Origin of the sequence: Alteromonas sp. CyTr2 (assembly GCF_947311905.1) — a bacterium.
Taxonomy (GTDB): domain Bacteria; phylum Pseudomonadota; class Gammaproteobacteria; order Enterobacterales; family Alteromonadaceae; genus Alteromonas; species Alteromonas macleodii.
In genome coordinates, this window is the sequence record NZ_CAMZMZ010000002.1 from 86635 (window position 1) to 103372 (window position 16738).

12 protein-coding genes are annotated in these 16738 nt (G+C 45.0%); 9 read left to right on the forward strand and 3 right to left on the reverse strand.

The window, feature by feature from the left end:
• Positions 1 to 17 precede the first annotated feature (17 nt).
• Positions 18 to 1439, reverse strand: a complete 1422-nt coding sequence (locus tag QME20_RS01810) for a diguanylate cyclase (protein ID WP_281715333.1) — start codon at positions 1437 to 1439, stop codon at positions 18 to 20.
• A 237-nt stretch (positions 1440 to 1676) separates the two neighbouring features.
• Between QME20_RS01810 and glmU the strand changes: the two genes are divergently transcribed.
• From glmU to QME20_RS01850, 8 genes are all read left to right on the forward strand, one after another.
• Positions 1677 to 3035 (forward strand): bifunctional UDP-N-acetylglucosamine diphosphorylase/glucosamine-1-phosphate N-acetyltransferase GlmU, encoded by a 1359-nt coding sequence (glmU, locus tag QME20_RS01815; protein ID WP_281715334.1) that lies wholly within the window; start codon positions 1677 to 1679, stop codon positions 3033 to 3035.
• A 289-nt stretch (positions 3036 to 3324) separates the two neighbouring features.
• Complete coding sequence (locus tag QME20_RS01820) at positions 3325 to 4365, forward strand: Gfo/Idh/MocA family oxidoreductase (RefSeq protein ID WP_187446365.1); 1041 nt, start codon at positions 3325 to 3327, stop codon at positions 4363 to 4365.
• A gap of 197 nt (positions 4366 to 4562) precedes the next feature.
• Positions 4563 to 5375, forward strand: coding sequence for a DeoR family transcriptional regulator (locus QME20_RS01825; protein WP_239239163.1), 813 nt, complete (start codon positions 4563 to 4565; stop codon positions 5373 to 5375).
• 2 nt (positions 5376 to 5377) lie between these two features.
• Positions 5378 to 7210 carry a glutamine--fructose-6-phosphate transaminase (isomerizing) gene (glmS, locus tag QME20_RS01830; RefSeq protein ID WP_281715335.1) on the forward strand — a complete coding sequence of 611 codons (1833 nt, stop codon included), beginning with the start codon at positions 5378 to 5380 and terminating at the stop codon, positions 7208 to 7210.
• 274 nt (positions 7211 to 7484) lie between these two features.
• Positions 7485 to 8471: an LLM class flavin-dependent oxidoreductase gene (locus tag QME20_RS01835; protein ID WP_156078991.1), complete on the forward strand. Its 987-nt coding sequence runs from the start codon at positions 7485 to 7487 to the stop codon at positions 8469 to 8471.
• 124 nt (positions 8472 to 8595) lie between these two features.
• Positions 8596 to 9618, forward strand: coding sequence for an ABC transporter substrate binding protein (locus QME20_RS01840; protein ID WP_281715336.1), 1023 nt, complete (start codon positions 8596 to 8598; stop codon positions 9616 to 9618).
• Between the two features lie 19 nt (positions 9619 to 9637).
• Entirely contained in the window at positions 9638 to 11563 is a 1926-nt protein-coding gene (locus QME20_RS01845) for an ATP-binding protein (protein ID WP_281715337.1), read from the forward strand.
• A 104-nt stretch (positions 11564 to 11667) separates the two neighbouring features.
• Positions 11668 to 12744: a GGDEF domain-containing protein gene (locus QME20_RS01850; protein ID WP_156078988.1), complete on the forward strand. Its 1077-nt coding sequence runs from the start codon at positions 11668 to 11670 to the stop codon at positions 12742 to 12744.
• A 26-nt stretch (positions 12745 to 12770) separates the two neighbouring features.
• Here the strand turns inward: QME20_RS01850 and QME20_RS01855 are convergent, their stop codons facing one another.
• Entirely contained in the window at positions 12771 to 13769 is a 999-nt protein-coding gene (locus QME20_RS01855; RefSeq protein WP_061096130.1) for an NADP-dependent oxidoreductase, read from the reverse strand.
• 387 nt (positions 13770 to 14156) lie between these two features.
• On the opposite strand from QME20_RS01855, the gene QME20_RS01860 reads away from it, so the two are divergent.
• Positions 14157 to 15515 (forward strand): outer membrane protein transport protein, encoded by a 1359-nt coding sequence (locus QME20_RS01860; protein WP_014951198.1) that lies wholly within the window; start codon positions 14157 to 14159, stop codon positions 15513 to 15515.
• 127 nt (positions 15516 to 15642) lie between these two features.
• Here QME20_RS01860 and QME20_RS01865 read toward each other — a convergent pair whose 3' ends face one another.
• Positions 15643 to 16527, reverse strand: a complete 885-nt coding sequence (locus tag QME20_RS01865; protein WP_239244154.1) for a LysR family transcriptional regulator — start codon at positions 16525 to 16527, stop codon at positions 15643 to 15645.
• Positions 16528 to 16738 lie beyond the last annotated feature (211 nt).

Here is a 16738-nt window from a genome sequence, read left to right on the forward strand (position 1 = left end):
ATTGAATCAAACCTGGGCTAGTCTATTAGCTGCATTCTTACTAAGTTGCTGCCGTCGCGCTTGGCTTGATAAAGCGCGTCTTCCGCGTGCGCGGTTACTTCGTGCATAGCGCGCGGTGACGCGGTGTAAGATATACCAATAGACGCTGTAATAAGCAGTTCTGGTAACTCTTGTAGCGGCGGCAAGGTAGCGATGCCGTGACGAAGATTTTGTGCCATATCAAAAGCCACATGCGGGCCGGTATGCGGCAATAGAATAATGAATTCTGCACTGCTCCAGCGTCCCAATACATCCTGCTCGCGCAAGTGCTCAGCCAAGTAGGCCACAACTTTATCTAATAAGTCGTCGCCTGCGTTTCTGCCGTGAGCGTCGACAATGTCAGAAAACTCATCAATGCTAATCAGCATTACGCTTAGTGACTTATGTTCAGCCAGCAACGTTTTGTAGATAAGCTGTAAATTCTCTTTTTCTGGAAGACGGTTAGTATGGCGAACAACCAGATCTGGCTGCATGTCTTTTCTGAAGTAATACAACAGATTGTAGATAAGCAAAAACAGCGAGAATACAACAACCAGTAGTGTTACAACGCTGAATATAAATGCTTGTGAAATTTCAGCCTGACGTTCTTCAAGTGGACTGAGTAAAAACACCGTCCAACCAAATTGATTAAGTTTTACTTCGGCAATAAGGTAATCATTCTGGTCGATAGTCACTAACTTATTGTTGAGTGCCTGCTCGTTCTGGATAGTAAGGGGAAGGCTGGCATACCAAGGCAATTCTGACAAATTGGTAAAATCAGAGTAAGACGCAATAAGATTAGGATCAGAAGACAGCATAATGTCACCCTCACCATCTACAAACAAAAAGTCGTAGCCGTACTCTTGCTTATAGGTATCGAAGACCCCGATAAAACTGCGCAGACTCTTTCCAACACCAAAGAAGCCCAAGAAGCGGCCATTTTCATCGTGGATCTTTATATCAATATAGAAATGGGTGTCTTCCCATTTACCGATATCTGCCACGGCATCGGTAGGGTAGTCCTTGTACTTGAAATACCAGCTTACTTCCCCTTCAATCAGGTTAATTATGCTGCCATCAGAATTATATTGTTTTCTGTCTGCCTCGCTGGCAATAAAGAAAGACAACCCAAACTCGTTTTCAAGACGATCCAATGTTTTGAAAACAGCCTCTTGGTCAATCGTTTCTCCATCCATCAAGTCTACTAACTCGGTGGAATGCCCCAAAGCTTCTGAAATATGGAGTGGTTTTAAAAGTTGCTCCACAATAAGTGAGATTGCGGGCGAAAGTGACTGTTGTTGCGCGCGACTCTGCTCGGCAACAATCTTGGAAATACTAAAATGTACCAGTGTAACGATAGCGATAACCACTACCGCGAATAACACTAAAATGCTTCTATGCAGTGTTCTAAATGTGTTCACAGACTGCGCATGCTCCCTTGCCTGACTGAACTTTACCTATAATGGTAAGTATACCTGTTGCAATATTGAACTACTAGGTGACTATCATTAACTTTAGACTAAATAACAATGAAGGAAAACACCTAGTTTTCGCACTCTGCAAATAGCTTTTTATCACGAATGAACCGCTGACATATGCTATTCCCTTGGTTACACTATGCTCCGATTTTCATTCTCTTTGCGAAATAAAGGAATTATATGGCTTTCTCAGTGGTTGTTTTAGCGGCGGGTAAAGGTACTCGTATGAAATCGTCGTTACCTAAGGTGTTACACAAAGTAGGTGGTGTGCCTATGGTGCAGCGAATTATCAACACAGTAAAATCACTGGGTGCTGACAATATTCATTTGGTCTACGGTCATGGCGGCGACCAACTAAAGGCAACGGTTGTTGAAGACAATCTAAACTGGTGCTTACAGGCAGAACAGTTAGGTACAGGCCACGCTGTTCAGCAAGCGGCACCTCATATTAAAGACAATGAAGACGTGCTTGTTCTGGTTGGCGACGCGCCACTTATTCGCGAAGAGACACTAAGTGCGTTAAAAGCTGTGAAGGAAAGCTGTGATTTAGCACTGCTCACTGTAAATCTAGACGACCCCACAGGCATGGGCCGTATTATTCGTGAGAATGACAACATTACCGCGATAGTGGAGCACAAAGACGCCACTGATGCCCAGCGTGAAATTAAAGAAATTAACACCGGTATGATGATGATGTCTGGCGTTGATCTTAAGCGCTGGTTGGGCGAGTTAAGCAATGATAACGCGCAAGGTGAGTATTACCTTACCGACGTTATTGCCATGGCAGCGACCGAAGGCAAGCGAATTCAGTCAGCACAGCCACAGTCTGCGGTAGAAGTGGAAGGCGTTAATAATCGTTTGCAGTTAGCTAACCTGGAGCGCGCGCTTCAGCGTCGCCAAGCCGAGGAGCTAATGACCAATGGCGTGACCTTACTGGATCCTGCTCGTTTTGACTTACGCGGCCAGCTTGAAACCGGTAACGACGTAATTATCGACGTTAACGTTATTGTTGAAGGTAAGGTGACACTTGGTAGCAACGTCAACATTGGTGCAAACTGTATTCTGCGCAACTGTACTATTGCCGATAACGCTGTAATTGAAGCTAATTCTATTGTTGAAGAAGCCAGTGTAGGTGAAGCCTGTACGGTCGGGCCTTTCGCTCGACTACGCCCTGGTGCAGTAATGCAGAAAAATGCCAAAGTGGGTAACTTCGTGGAAATGAAGAAGGCTATTTTAGGCGAGGGCGCCAAAGCGAATCACTTAACCTACCTAGGCGATGCAGAAGTGGGTGCCAAAGCGAACATTGGCGCAGGCACTATTACCTGTAACTACGACGGTGTGAACAAGTCCAAAACCGTCATCGGCGAAAATGCCTTTATCGGCTCAAACTCGTCGCTTGTCGCGCCTGTAAACATTGGCAAAGGGGCTACTGTAGGTGCTGGTTCCGTGATCACGTCAACCGTAGACGAAGACGCGCTAGCCGTTGCCCGCGGTAAGCAGCGCAATATTCCAAATTGGCCGCGCCCGACCAAAAAATAAAGACGTACCCTTATTAAAGCTCGCTAACGGGTTACATGATGAGATAGGGCTGGCAAACACAAATAGTGATTAGCTAGCCCAGTTTCTTCTTCAGTCCCATCAAACTATCACCCAGTCAGAAAGATGACAAAATCAGAGGGCTTAAATTAACGTCTACTGTGTCGCTGTAAACACAACTCATTCAGCTATCTGTCTTCTAAATAATGAACTATCTATGGTTTCCCCTATCTATCATTACTGATAGTGTGTGTTTACTTACCTCTTAATTCTCGTTACACAAGGATATGCGATGATATCTACACTTCTGGTTGGCTTTGGATTTTCCGCCACAACCTTTCATTTGCCATTTCTAAATTATCTACCGCAGTTCTCTGTCGATGTGGTTATCTCTTCAAAACCTGATGTGGTTAACGCAGTTTTACCCCATGCTGAAGTGTATGGCTCGTTGGAAGAAGCGCTTAAAATTCACGATGTAGATTTGGTGGTTATTACAACCCCAAATCACCTTCATGGGCCACAGGCGAAACTGGCATTAGAGCACAGCTGTCACGTATTGGTAGAAAAGCCATTTACATTAGATAGTGAAGAAGCAGAAGCTTTAGTAGAGCTTGCACATTCTCAAAATAAACAGCTTTGTGTTTATCACAACAGACGTTTTGATGGCGATTTTCTTACGATTAAGCAGCTAATTAACGATGAAAAACTTGGCGACATTAAACGTTTGGAAAGCCGCTTCGATCGATTTCGCCCAGTACCACGAGACAGGTGGCGTGAAAATGCAGGGCCAGGAAGCGGTATCTTCTGGGATTTAGGTCCCCACTTAATCGACCAAGCGCTACAGCTTTTCGGCGAGCCGGAAGAAGTGTCGGCAAACATACAGGCCTTGCGTGAAAATGGACAGTCAGATGACACGTTCGATGTAACACTTCACTATGTTGATAAAGTTGTAAAGCTAGGTAGTTCAGCTTTTCAGGCCAGCGCGACATTGCGCTACGACTTGCAAGGCACAAAAGGCAGCTTTCGAAAGTTCTATCTAGATCCGCAAGAAGATCAATTACGTGCAGAGCTATCCTTTGATGATGAACACTGGGCTATTACAAAAGACAACGAGCATGGCGTGCTAGCTGTGGTCAATGAAAGCGGCCAGCTAGTTGAAGAGACGGTGACAACATTGAAGGGTGAATATCTCACGTTTTTCAATCGCCTTGCTCACGCTATTGAAGACGGTAAATTCTCGCCGGCTGACGCGAGTACGGTCGTACCTGTTATCAAAGTCATTGAGCTAGCCATAAAAGCGAGTGCTCAAAAGAAATCGCTGGCGTTTAATTAAACAATTACCTTGATCGTCGTTTCAATTTAACTTACGATGCTTTCACTTTAAAACTAATAACTTTCGTTTTGAAAGTTATGGTTGAATGTTGAAGGTGTGTTTGCGGACTGTTTTGCAGACTTTTCATGGCTTGTTCTCAATTGGAACAACGCGTACAGGAAGGTTTAGCGAGAGGGCGGCAAGAGCATGAGGTTAAATTGAAAAGTAGTAAATCAGTTGAACAGCGCCGCCAGCAGATAGTGGCGTGGGTGAAAGAGCATGGTCAATCACAAGTTGAAGATTTGGCCGTGCGTTTTGCTACGTCTGAAGTCACCATTAGAAAAGATCTCGCGGCCCTTTCGCAGCAAGGTTTACTGATTCGACAGTTTGGTGGCGCAGTGCCTGTACCATCATCTACCAACTCAAATGCTGGGCCATCTCAGTTTATTACCAGTGACCCTTTCGCGAATTCAACTACTAGCCCAGCAATTAACGCTATAGGCCAACTTGCCGCGAGCTTGGTCAAACCGGGCAATAAGCTCGTTATAGACTGCGGGTCTACCACCGCATCCATCTTACCCCATTTATCACATGCCGATGATTTAGTGGTAATGACCAACACATTATCAACCGCCAATTACCTTACCCAAAGTGAAAAAGAGCCGACGGTGTTAATGGTAGGGGGCACATGGGATGCCCAATCTCAGTCGTTTCAAGGCGCTATGGCTGAACAGTTGGTTAGTGCCTATAGTTTTGACATTGCGTTTATTGGTGCCGCGGGCATAGATGTCAACAGAGGCACCACCACCTTTAACGAGCTTATTGGTGTAACCCGCGCCATGGCTGTGGCGGCTAGTAAGGTGGTTATAGTAGCCAGCTCAAAGAAATTAACGCATAAAATGCCTAACCTAGAGCTAAGCTGGAAAAACATTTCTGTTTTGATCACTGATGAAGGCATTTGTGAACAAGACAAACTTAATATTGAAAATCAGGGCGTGACAGTACTTATTGCAGCGCCGAGTGGAGAATAATTATGTGTGGAATAGTTGGCGCTGTAGCTGAGCGTAACGTGGTTGAAATCCTATTAGAAGGTTTAAAAAGACTGGAGTATCGCGGCTATGATTCAGCTGGCGTAGCGCTATTGCAAGGCGACGGCACGCTTACGCGTATTCGCCGTACAGGCAAAGTACAAGAGCTTGCTGATGCGGTGGCAGAAGGTGAAGCTTTGGGTACAACTGGAATTGCTCATACCCGTTGGGCAACGCACGGTGGTGTGACTGAAGCGAATGCGCACCCACACTTTTCAACTGAACGTGTAGCTGTTGTTCACAATGGTATTATTGAAAACTACGTTAACTTAAAAGCACAGTTAAAAGAGCAGGGCTATACCTTTACCAGCGACACCGACACAGAAACTATTGCTCACACCGTACACGAAGAGCTTAAGTCAGGTAAGACTTTACTAGACGCTGTGCAAAGTGCCGTTAAAACCTTCCACGGTGCGTATGGCACCGTCATCATGGATAAAGAAGATCCTAGTCGCGTAGTGGTTGCACGTTCGGGCAGCCCGCTTGTAATTGGTTTAGGCCTTGGCGAGAACTTCATTGCGTCAGATCAAATGGCATTATTGCCAGTGACACGCCGCTTTATCTTTTTAGAAGAAGGCGATGTGGCAGAGATTACTCGTCGCGATGTTAAAATCTTCGATAAAGACGGCAATGCCGTTGAACGCGAAGTGATTGAGTCGAATATCGAGCACGACGCGGGTGACAAAGCGGGTTACCGCCACTACATGCTTAAGGAAATTCACGAGCAGCCAACCGTTGTGCGTAATGCGCTTAAAGATCGTATTGACGAAAACGGACTTACTGCTGATGTATTTGGTCAAGGTGCTGACGAGATATTCAAAAAAGTACAGCACGTACAAATTATTGCCTGTGGTACCAGCTACCATGCGGGTATGACGGCGCGCTATTGGCTAGAACAATATGCAAATGTGTCGTGCAACGTAGAAATTGCATCAGAATTCCGTTACCGCAAGTCAGTCGTGCACCCAAACAGCCTGCTTATTACCATCTCTCAATCAGGTGAGACAGCCGATACGTTAGCTGCCCTTCGCTTAGCAAAAGAGCTGGGCTATATGTCTAGTTTGACTATCTGTAACGTTCAGGGTTCGTCATTAGTACGCGAGTCAGACCTTGCATTTATGACCCGCGCTGGCGCGGAAATTGGCGTTGCGTCTACCAAAGCTTTCACTACTCAGCTCACTGCGTTCTTAATGCTTACCCTAGCGCTGGGCAAAGAAAACGGCATGACAGACGCTGACAGCAAAGCTATTGTCTCTGCGCTTCATAGTCTACCTGCAAAGCTTGAAGAGACCTTAGCGATAACTGGTGGCATTGAAGATTTAGCTGAAGAATTTGCAGATAAGAACCACAGCTTGTTCCTAGGTCGTGGCGATCAATACCCTATTGCCATGGAAGGAGCGCTTAAGCTTAAAGAGATTTCTTATATTCATGCGGAAGCGTATGCGTCTGGTGAATTGAAACACGGCCCACTTGCGCTTATTGATGACGAAATGCCCGTTATTGTGGTTGCACCGAACAACGAACTCCTCGAGAAGCTAAAGTCGAACGTTGAAGAAGTACGTGCCCGTGGCGGCATCATGTATGTATTTGCGGATAAAGATGCGGCGTTTGAAGGTGATGAAACCATGCGCGTTATCAACGTACCGCACTGCGACGAACCAATCGCACCTATCATTTATACCTTGCCACTACAGCTTTTGAGCTACTACGTAGCGCTAATTAAGGGCACCGACGTTGACCAGCCGCGTAACTTGGCGAAGTCGGTTACGGTGGAATAAAGCACACTGCTGAAGCACTTATTCGTGCTCACAAACAATGCCTGCGGCTGACAAAAGCGCAGGCTTTTTTGTTTTCAATAGGCGATTATTGGCTGCTAATTAAGTGGCTTTCCTGCAAGCCCATGACTCACTATTATTTCACTTCTCTTTCCACCACTCTCACTTTATCGATAAACCTTCTCCATCCGTCTTACTTTGTCAGGTAAGGCAGTTGTAAAACGAGGAGTAAGGTCATACCTATAAGTCATACCAAGTTTCAACATTGCGAGGCAACATGGCTATCCCATACTCACTGCTAGATTTAGCGCCAATATCTGAAGGGTTTGGCGTAAAAGACGCGTTAAACAATTCAAAGTTAATGGCTGTGGAAGCTGAGCGCTGTGGCTATGAACGTGTGTGGTTAGCCGAGCATCACGGCATGCATGGTGTTGCCAGTTCTGCCACCTCAGTAGTGTTAACGCACATTGCTAACGCCACCGCTACCATTAAAGTTGGTGCGGGCGGTATTATGCTGCCTAACCATGCACCTTTGGTCATTGCTGAACAGTTTGGCACCTTGGCTGAATTATTTCCCAATCGCATAGAGCTTGGACTTGGCCGTGCCCCAGGCACTGATATGGCAACCGCACGCGCGCTTCGTCGCAATTTACAAAGCGATGTAGACAGTTACCCAGAAGATATTCAGGAACTTCAGCACTACTTGGGTACACCGCAAGACGGGCAGCCGATTGTTGCAGTTCCAGGGGCGAATACCCACGTGCCCTTGTGGTTGCTTGGCTCTAGCTTATACAGTGCCCAAGTGGCGGCAAAGATGGGGCTGCCATATTCGTTCGCCTCGCATTTTGCGCCCGATGCGCTATTCGATGCGCTTCATGTGTACCGCAATATGTTCAAACCGTCGCCTCAGTTATCAGCGCCAAAAGCGATGGCTGGTGTAATGGTGGTGATTGCTGAAACCGATGAAGAGGCTGAACTCCTATTCACGTCAGTGAAGCAGCAATTTATGAACATGCGACGCGGTCTTAATAGACCTTTCGCTAAGCCTATGCCTAACTTTGAAGAATATTGTACGGCGACTGACGAAGCAATGTTATCGAATGTATTGAGGTATGCGTTGGTAGGGTCGAAAGAAACGGTGCAAAACAAGCTAGCTCAGTTTGTTGAAGCGACGGGGGTTGATGAAATTATCGTGTCGATGCCGATTTACGATATAGAAGCGCGCTTGTTTAGCGTTAACGCATTTGCGGAAATCGCATCTTAGTTTTTAGACAGCTATTCCCAGTATTGAATATTTGGTTATAACTTCCACTATGAATGACCTTCGAATAACTTTATGATACGTTTATATGTGCGTATTTTCAGTTAGTTGTGTTAGGTTCACAGTCATGACAAAGGTCTGGTTTTCCCTTCTTTTAGCTTTATCTTCTTTGATGTGGGGCACTAGTGCTGCTTTTGCGAAAGAAACCTTGGACCTAATTGTTCTTGAAACACTGCCTGTTCCAATTGTCGCTGATTCGCGGGCCGAGTTCGAAAAGGAACTTGCGCGGATTATGCCCGATCACGAGATTAACGTAACATCGTATAACGCCGAAGGCTCTGAAGTTCGTGCTAAGGAGATACTTACCGAGCTTGCACAAAACCCAGCGCCTGACCTTATTGTATCGGTGGCGACCCTTGCCACCAGAGCGCTGAATACGTCTGAAGCGTTTGTTGATGTACCTAAGCTGTTTATGGCGGTCTCAGCACCGGTTGAAGAAGGAATAGTTTCTGCTATTGGTGCGGTTAGTGAACGCAACATGACGGGCGAGTCACACGTGCTAGACGCAAAGGTAAAGCTAGATATGTTAGAGGGCGTGCTCAGAGCGTCTAAGCCCTCATCGCTTTTTACCATCGGTCTAGTCCATTCTACATACCCATCGTCAAGTAACTTGGTTAATCAACTTCTGGCACTGAATGGTGACTACGAGAATATCAACCTCGTCGCTGTCAGTACGCCCTATTTAGAAGGCGATGATGGACTGGTTGAAATGACTGACAGCATCATCAACAGTTTGCAGCAAAAAACAAACGAGCTGGATGGTTACTGGCTTTCATCTGGGCCGCTCGCGGAATCGAATGGCTTAGTAACAAAGGTAAAAAAAGCTACGGGACTGCTTCCTTTATTCGCAGAAAGCATTTCCTCTGTGAAAGAAGGTGCGCTTCTTGGCGTTGTGTCTGAGCCTGCAAGTATCGGAAAATCAGCAGCACGGAAGGCAAAACTCATTCTTGAGAAAAAATCGGCGAGGGACATTCCCGTTGATAAAATGGATACGTACACTGTAGCGGTAAATGTGTCTACAGCAATCAAACTGCAGTTGCCCATTCCTTCAAATTACTTGAAGCTGTCGAAAAAACATGTGTATCAATGAGGCCTAATTAGAAGTAAGTATGCGGATTAAATCGAAACTGCTGGTTATCTACATTCCAATTTTATTAATTGGTATGGCACTTACTGGGTATTGGGCTTATTTGACGGCGTACGATTCAGTACGCGAAAGAGAATATCAGCTCCTCACTCAGACGCTTACATTAAACGTTTTAGAGATCATTGACGAAAGACGTGAACTGCTTATTGAGTCGGGCCTAGAGAATGTGCCTGTGTTTCGCGAGGCCTATCAAAAGGAAGTGTTTGAAGAGCTAAAGTCGTTGCAGCAAGCCACCGACCGCCACTTTGCGATCAGTGACAAGAGTGCCGATACTGTGGTGTTTAGTACGATGGAGCACACTGTGGTTCCTAATGTCGAAGATGCGACAATCGCAACCATTGCCAGTCGTAAGGTCGCCTTTGGTGAGTCGAATATTAACGATGCTGACGTGTTATTTGCGTGTGCGGAATTTGCGCCATGGAATTGGAAAGTTACCGTATTACAGCCTGCTGACGCACTGCAATCTTTCCTATCTACTATTGCGTGGCTAACGTCATTAGTGACGCTATTTGCTGTCGTTATTGTCAGTTTGCTTATGGGAAGAGTCACACAGGTGTTTGTTGTTTCTCCTATCGAAAAAATAAAATCAGCAGCAAGTCGCATTGCGGTTGACCATAAGAAGGTCAGTATAGACTTACAGCAAAACGACGAGTTAGGTAGTTTAGCGCGAGACGTTGAGGCAATGTCTGGTGAAATAGAGCAATACGTTGCTCAAGCTCAGCAAGCAAACCGCGCAAAAACGGATTTTCTTGCAGTAATGAGTCATGAAATTCGCACCCCACTGAACGGTATTCAGGGATTAGCAACGCTACTTCTTGATACGCAACTGTCGGATAAACAGCATCAGTATGCCAGCGATTTGAAATCATCGGCGTCTATTCTAGCGACCGTTATCAACGATGTTCTGGATCTCTCAAAAATTGAATCAGGTATGTCAGAAGTTGACGTTACAGAGTTCGATCTTGACGCAATGCTGAATGACCTTATTACGCTACTGGGTACCAATGCTAGCGCCAATAGTACGCGTTTGGTTTACAAAAGTAAGAACATGCAATCGGTGGCAGTAACCAGTGATATTACGAAGTTACGCCAGATAATCATTAACTTGGTGAGTAACGCAATTAAGTTTACTCATAAGGGCACGGTGACTATTTCCGCCAAACTCAAACAGCCTTCACAGGATACCGTGAGCGAGAACCATTTGGTAATTGCGGTTAAAGATACCGGTATTGGTATTGAGCCAGACAGACTCGAGCATATTTTTGATAAGTTTACGCAGTCCGATTCATCAATTACGCGTAAATACGGTGGCACTGGGCTAGGTCTTGCTATTGCAAAGCAGCTTGCACAAATATTAGGTGGTGATATTAAGGTGGTGAGCAAAGTCGGTGAAGGTTCATGTTTCACCGTTACCGCCAAGGTGCAGAGTCGTCGCGTGGTGGAGTCGTCGGCCGATTCGGGTTCCGTGCGACAAGCAGAGCGCGCTAGCTTACCAGAAGGTATTAAAGTTCTGTTGGCTGAAGATAATGCCATTAATGCTGTGGTAGCACAGGCACTCTTAGAACAGCTGAAATGTGATGTTGAGCACGTTGATAATGGACTGAAAGCCGCTGCACGAGTAGAAGAGGGCGGTATTGATGTTGTTTTCATGGATGTGCACATGCCAGTGATGGACGGCATTGAAGCGACAAAACGCATTCGAAAGCTTGATGGAGAGCTTAGCAAAACCCCAGTTATAGGACTTACCGCCGAAGCATTCAAAGAGCGGCACGTGTCATTTAAAGAAGCAGGGATGGACGACATCGTTACCAAACCTGTCACCGTTGAGGCACTGCAAGAAAGTTTGTCAAAACTGGCGCTTAATCAGGAAGTCACTGATAATAGTTAAAGTGATGCAGCCTCAGTAATTTGAAGTTGTAAGAGCCCGTGGGTGATTTCACCATGGGCTAATATATAAATGCTTTAACAGTAACTTATTGCTTAAGGTGGCGTGTGCAAATCAATAAACCCCGCGAGCTACTTCGGCTGAGAATTGCGCTGATCATTGGTGCTGTACTTGTGCTTGCCTTTATGGCTGCTGACTTGATGCTACTACCAAGCAGCATGTACGAGCTGTACATATTCGATCGCTTACTTCTTCAATTCCCTATTATACTCGTCGTTGTTGTACTCTCCTTCTGGCGCAGGTTCATTCAGCATCGAGCCTACATTTTCGCAGGGTTACTTATTGCGCTTTCTTACAGCAACTACTGGTTAATATGGGTTTGCTGGGAAGAGCACAGCTTCATTTTCCCCTACGAGGGCACAATTTTATATGCTTTCTTCTGTGTGTTTGCGCTGGGTATTGCCTTTAAATTAGCGCTAGCAGCCAACGTCATCAACATTCTGGGTTTTTTGGGGTTAATGTGGGTTGCGCCGGTTTATGGTGACAGAGTTCCAATTTCAATGGCATTTGTATCTGGGTCTTTGTTTATTTGTGTCTATGCCCGTTATCGGTTAGATCGCAGCGTACGCATGTTAAAAGAAACCAATGACAGGCTACTTAAACTTAGCAAATTTGACCCCTTATCTGATTTATTGAATCGGCGTGCGTTACGAGAGCAGAGTGAAAAACTGTTGGCGTTGAGTAAGCGTCATAAAGTGTCGATGGCTGTGATGATGCTCGACTTAGATGATTTTAAAAAATATAACGACTGTTTTGGTCATCAGCAGGGTGATGAAGCCATAAAAATACAAGCCCGCATTATGAAGCAGGTCTTTAAGCGAGAGACAGACATATTAGGTCGGTACGGTGGCGAAGAGTTTATTGTTGTATTGAGCGACATTCAGAAAGAACAAGTTGAGAAGCACTGTGATGCACTCTTGAATAAGTGGACAGAAGTCGCATTAGAACATGCTCAAGATGCAAAGCATCCTTTAATGAGTTGTTCCATTGGTGTGGTGTTTGCCAAGTCGGCCGAGAACATGTCAATCGATTGCCTTATTGACGAAGCAGATAAAGCACTTTACGAAGCAAAAGAAAAAGGCAAAGCCCAGTTTGTATTAAATCAGGCGCAGTGCTTAGCCTAACACTGCGCTTTTTTTTCACGATTGGCTTACAGCTTCACAATCATCTTGCCGGTGTTCTTGCCTTCAAATAACATATTTAGGCCTTTCTCGGCGTTCTCTAAGCCTTCCACAGTGTGTGCACGGTACTTGATTTTACCTTGTTGAACATAAGGCGAAAGCTTTTGCAGTAGTTGTGGGATTTCACCCCAGTGATCAGGCATAGCAAAACCGCGAATGTTAATTCGCTTTTTAATCAGCGGGATCCAGTTCGGGCCCGGTGACGGCTTTTCAGACTGGTAATCGGCAATCATTCCACATACCACAATTCGGCCATGGGCATTCATTCTGTTAAAAATGTGCTGCTGAATAGGACCGCCCGTATTTTCAAAGAAGACGTCTATTTTATTTGGTGTTAGTTCGGCTAACTTTTCTTCTAAATTGTCGGTTTTGTAGTTTATAGCGCCATCAAACCCAAGCTCGTTAACAATCCAATCGGCTTTGTCTTCGCTTCCTACTACGCCAATTACACGCAGCCCGTCTGCTTTAGCAAGCTGACCTACAATTGAGCCTACAGAACCTGCTGCACCCGTAACAATAAGTGTCTCACCTTCTTTGGGCTGGCCAAAATTATATAAACCTGTTGTGGCCGTTAGGCCTGGTAGTGCAAAAACACAAAGGGCCATTTCCTCAGTAATGCCAGGCTGAAGTTTGTTAAAACCAGAACCGTCACTGAGCACATATTCACTCCAGCCAGTCATTCCCATAACTTTGTCGCCTACCGAAAAATTAGGGTTGTTAGACTCAACCACTTCGCCCACACCGCTTGAGCGCATTACATCGCCAAGCTCCACAGGTGGAATATAACTCTCTCTGTCTTCACTCATCCAACCTAACATCGCAGGGTCTAAAGACATGTGAGTTTGCTTTATCAAAATTTGACCGTCTTTAGGCGTGGGAATTTCGAGCTCTTTGCTTTCAAATAAATGTGGCCCAATTTTTCTGTCATGGGGGCGATTAACGAGTGTAATTGCTTTGTATGTTGACATGGTGTCCTCCTGTTACAAGCACAAATGGTCGACGTCTTATCGAATGTAAAAGCGCATCGCTAAACACGGTTACATCTGCGCTGTTTAAAATAGGGTGGGGGTTATAGACATAAACACAACCTATAACACAGCTTGTTTATAAATTTGAGTGAAACCTTTTTGCATTTCCAATAGGTGTTAGTGATAGTTAATTAAAATGGCGTTAACAAGATTGAGATCTTTTGTTAACGTCGTTTTATCAAAGTTGTTTATAAATGCGTCGAAGTTGTAGCTATAATTGTAAAAAATGCGATAAAAGTGCGTAAATGGCGTTTACTTGCATTGAACAAAAGTACTCAGATCCGTAGAATGCCCGATGCAATTTTCCCCTTTTACAATGAGTATCTTATGAAGCAACAGTTTTCTTTACGTGCCTCAGTTTGCTTAGCGCTTGCTACCTTAGCCTCTTCTTCTGCGCTGGCAGCTGGTTTCCAAGTTAATGAACACAGTGCAAACGGTCTAGGCCGTGCCATGGCTGGTCAAGCGGCTAAGCCAGAGAATGCCTCCATTTTAGCAACTAACCCTGCAGCGATTGGTGTATTTAAAGAAGCTGAGTTCAGTGCATCAGTAAGCTTTATCGATCCGAACGTAGATATCGATGGTGATGTTAGCTATGCGTTAGGCGAAGCCCCAGTTGGCCAACCTATGCCAGCAGCAGAAGACAACATTGCAGATACTGCTTTTGTTCCAGGATTCTTTTATGTAAGCCCAATTAATGAAAAGCTATCTGCTGGTGTAGGTGTATTCACAACCTACGGTCTTCGTTCAGATTACTCTGATGATTTTGGTGCGCTGCATTTTGCTGACACAGCTGAAGTAAAAACGGTAACCCTAAACCCTGCTGTATCTTATAAAGTGAATAAGCAGCTTATGGTAGGTTTTGGTTTAAACATCACTTACGCTGAAGCTGAAATTGGTTCTGGCGTATCAAACACGCTAGCGGGCACTGTTGCAGGCCTAGCGCCAACAGCAGAAGCGTTAGGTATTACATTACCTACGCTTACTCCTGGCAATTCACTGTTTAGCATGGAAGGTGACGATTGGGGCTATGGTTGGAACGCCGGTATTTTCTGGCAACCAACGGATATGACTAATGTTGCGCTTTCATACCGTGCAGAAACGAAACTAGAACTAGAAGGCGCGGTATCTTCAGAGACGCCAGTGTTTCCTATCAACTTAAACCAGCCTGGTAGTCTAGATTTGAACCTTGCTGCGATTACAGAGCTAGCGATTGATCAAAAAATTGACAATCAGTGGTCTGTACAAGCAAGTGTTACTTTCACTGACTGGAGTACGTTTGAGAAGCTTGAAGCTAACCTAGAAGACGGCATCGATTTCCTAATTAAAGAAGAGAATTTCGACGACTCATGGCGTGCAGCGCTTGGTGTAACTTACATCCTAAACGATGAAATTACCCTTCGTGCTGGCTATGCTTATGATGACGGTGTGGTATCGGTAGAAAACCGCTCACTAAGTATCCCAGATACTGACCGTCATTGGTTCTCTGGTGGTATGACTTACACGGTTAGCGAAGATACATCAATAGACGTGGCTTACGTATTCATAGATGGCCGTGAAGCGAATATCGACAAAGATAGAACGATTCTAAGCAATGTTCTTCCTGGTACTGACTTTACCACTAACTTCTCAGGCACACAGTCAGCTACTGCGCACATTCTAAGTGTTCAAATGAACACTCGCTTCTAATTTCAAAGAAGCCAAGTTAAATAAGAAAGGCAGCGTATTTACGCTGCCTTTTTGGTAATGACCTATGCACACTGGTATAACGTCGCATTTTTTATGTGCGATGGGGTTCTTGTGCGCTGTTTAACGACTAAATTTGCGCAAATAAATCTTGAAGACATGTAATTGCTGCGCCGATTTTTGCAGGCATTAGCTCCCTTTTCGGTGTAACCGCATAAACCGTATAATCTGGTAACTCCCAGTCAGTGAAGAGCTGCTTCATTTCACCAGACTTTAATAGATGTCTCACTTCTGGTTCGGGAAGAACCGCATAGCCAACACTATCTTGAGTAAGTTTAATCAATGTCTGCATTGAGTTGACATCAATGCGTTGTGTATCCAATTCATACTCGCCTTCGCTTTCGTGCTTCATGACGTATTCTTCAATATGTCTGTGAGCAATGTATGTATGCGCGTTAAGCGCTTCAGGCGAAGTCAGAGTTTCGTTTGCAAGTGGATGGTCTGCAGAGACACATAAAATGCGCTTCCAGGTCGCGAGTACCAAACTGCTGAAATTTGTATCTGAGACTGGGGCGAAGCAAAGAACAAGATCGGCACTGGAAGCGATAATGTCTTTAGGCTCGTCAGTTACGGTTAAAGAAATAGTTATTTTAGGAAATTCTTCACAAAGCTTTTTCAGTGGCTCGCTTAACAGTCCTCCGCCAAAACCCTCCGGCGCGATGATGTTTATTTTACCTGTGGGATCATCCTGCAGACTTTCAATTTTTTGCTGGGCAAGTTCTGCGTTTTGTAGCATTTGCTTACTGGTTTCGTAATAGATGCGCCCTGCTTCCGTTAGGCTCAAACTTCGGGTATTTCGGTTAAAAAGGCTAAGGCCGATATCGTGTTCTAGCTTTCTTAACTGCTGACTAATAGCAGAGACAGTCATGTGCAGCTCTCTCGCAGCTACACTCATGCTACCGCTATCTGTTACTGCAACAAAAACCTGAAGAGAGCGAAGTAATTTAGTATTCATGGCGCTTAGTTAATCCTTTTTATTGGCCGCAGTATTTTGACTGTTCATTTGTAGCAAATTAACGACGGAAATAGTCGAATTCTACCGTATTTTAACGTTGATGAACGCTTTTGAAGCAGGTCTTTACGCAATGCTTACATTGGAAAGTTATGCATTCTCTTCGCATTTTTAGCTAAAATTAATTTTGGAGCTCGCCTTGTTTTAAAGATGT

What these genes read in the sequence shown, in the direction of transcription:
- glmU (WP_281715334.1), top strand. Translation starts at nt 1,677, where the DNA reads ATGGCTTTCTCAGTGGTTGTTTTAGCGGCGGGTAAAGGTACTCGTATG.
- QME20_RS01820 (WP_187446365.1), top strand. Translation starts at nt 3,325, where the DNA reads ATGATATCTACACTTCTGGTTGGCTTTGGATTTTCCGCCACAACCTTT.
- glmS (WP_281715335.1), top strand. Translation starts at nt 5,378, where the DNA reads ATGTGTGGAATAGTTGGCGCTGTAGCTGAGCGTAACGTGGTTGAAATC.
- QME20_RS01835 (WP_156078991.1), top strand. Translation starts at nt 7,485, where the DNA reads ATGGCTATCCCATACTCACTGCTAGATTTAGCGCCAATATCTGAAGGG.
- QME20_RS01840 (WP_281715336.1), top strand. Translation starts at nt 8,596, where the DNA reads ATGACAAAGGTCTGGTTTTCCCTTCTTTTAGCTTTATCTTCTTTGATG.
- QME20_RS01845 (WP_281715337.1), top strand. Translation starts at nt 9,638, where the DNA reads ATGCGGATTAAATCGAAACTGCTGGTTATCTACATTCCAATTTTATTA.
- QME20_RS01855 (WP_061096130.1), bottom strand. Translation starts at nt 13,769, where the DNA reads ATGTCAACATACAAAGCAATTACACTCGTTAATCGCCCCCATGACAGA.
- QME20_RS01860 (WP_014951198.1), top strand. Translation starts at nt 14,157, where the DNA reads ATGAAGCAACAGTTTTCTTTACGTGCCTCAGTTTGCTTAGCGCTTGCT.
- QME20_RS01865 (WP_239244154.1), bottom strand. Translation starts at nt 16,527, where the DNA reads ATGAATACTAAATTACTTCGCTCTCTTCAGGTTTTTGTTGCAGTAACA.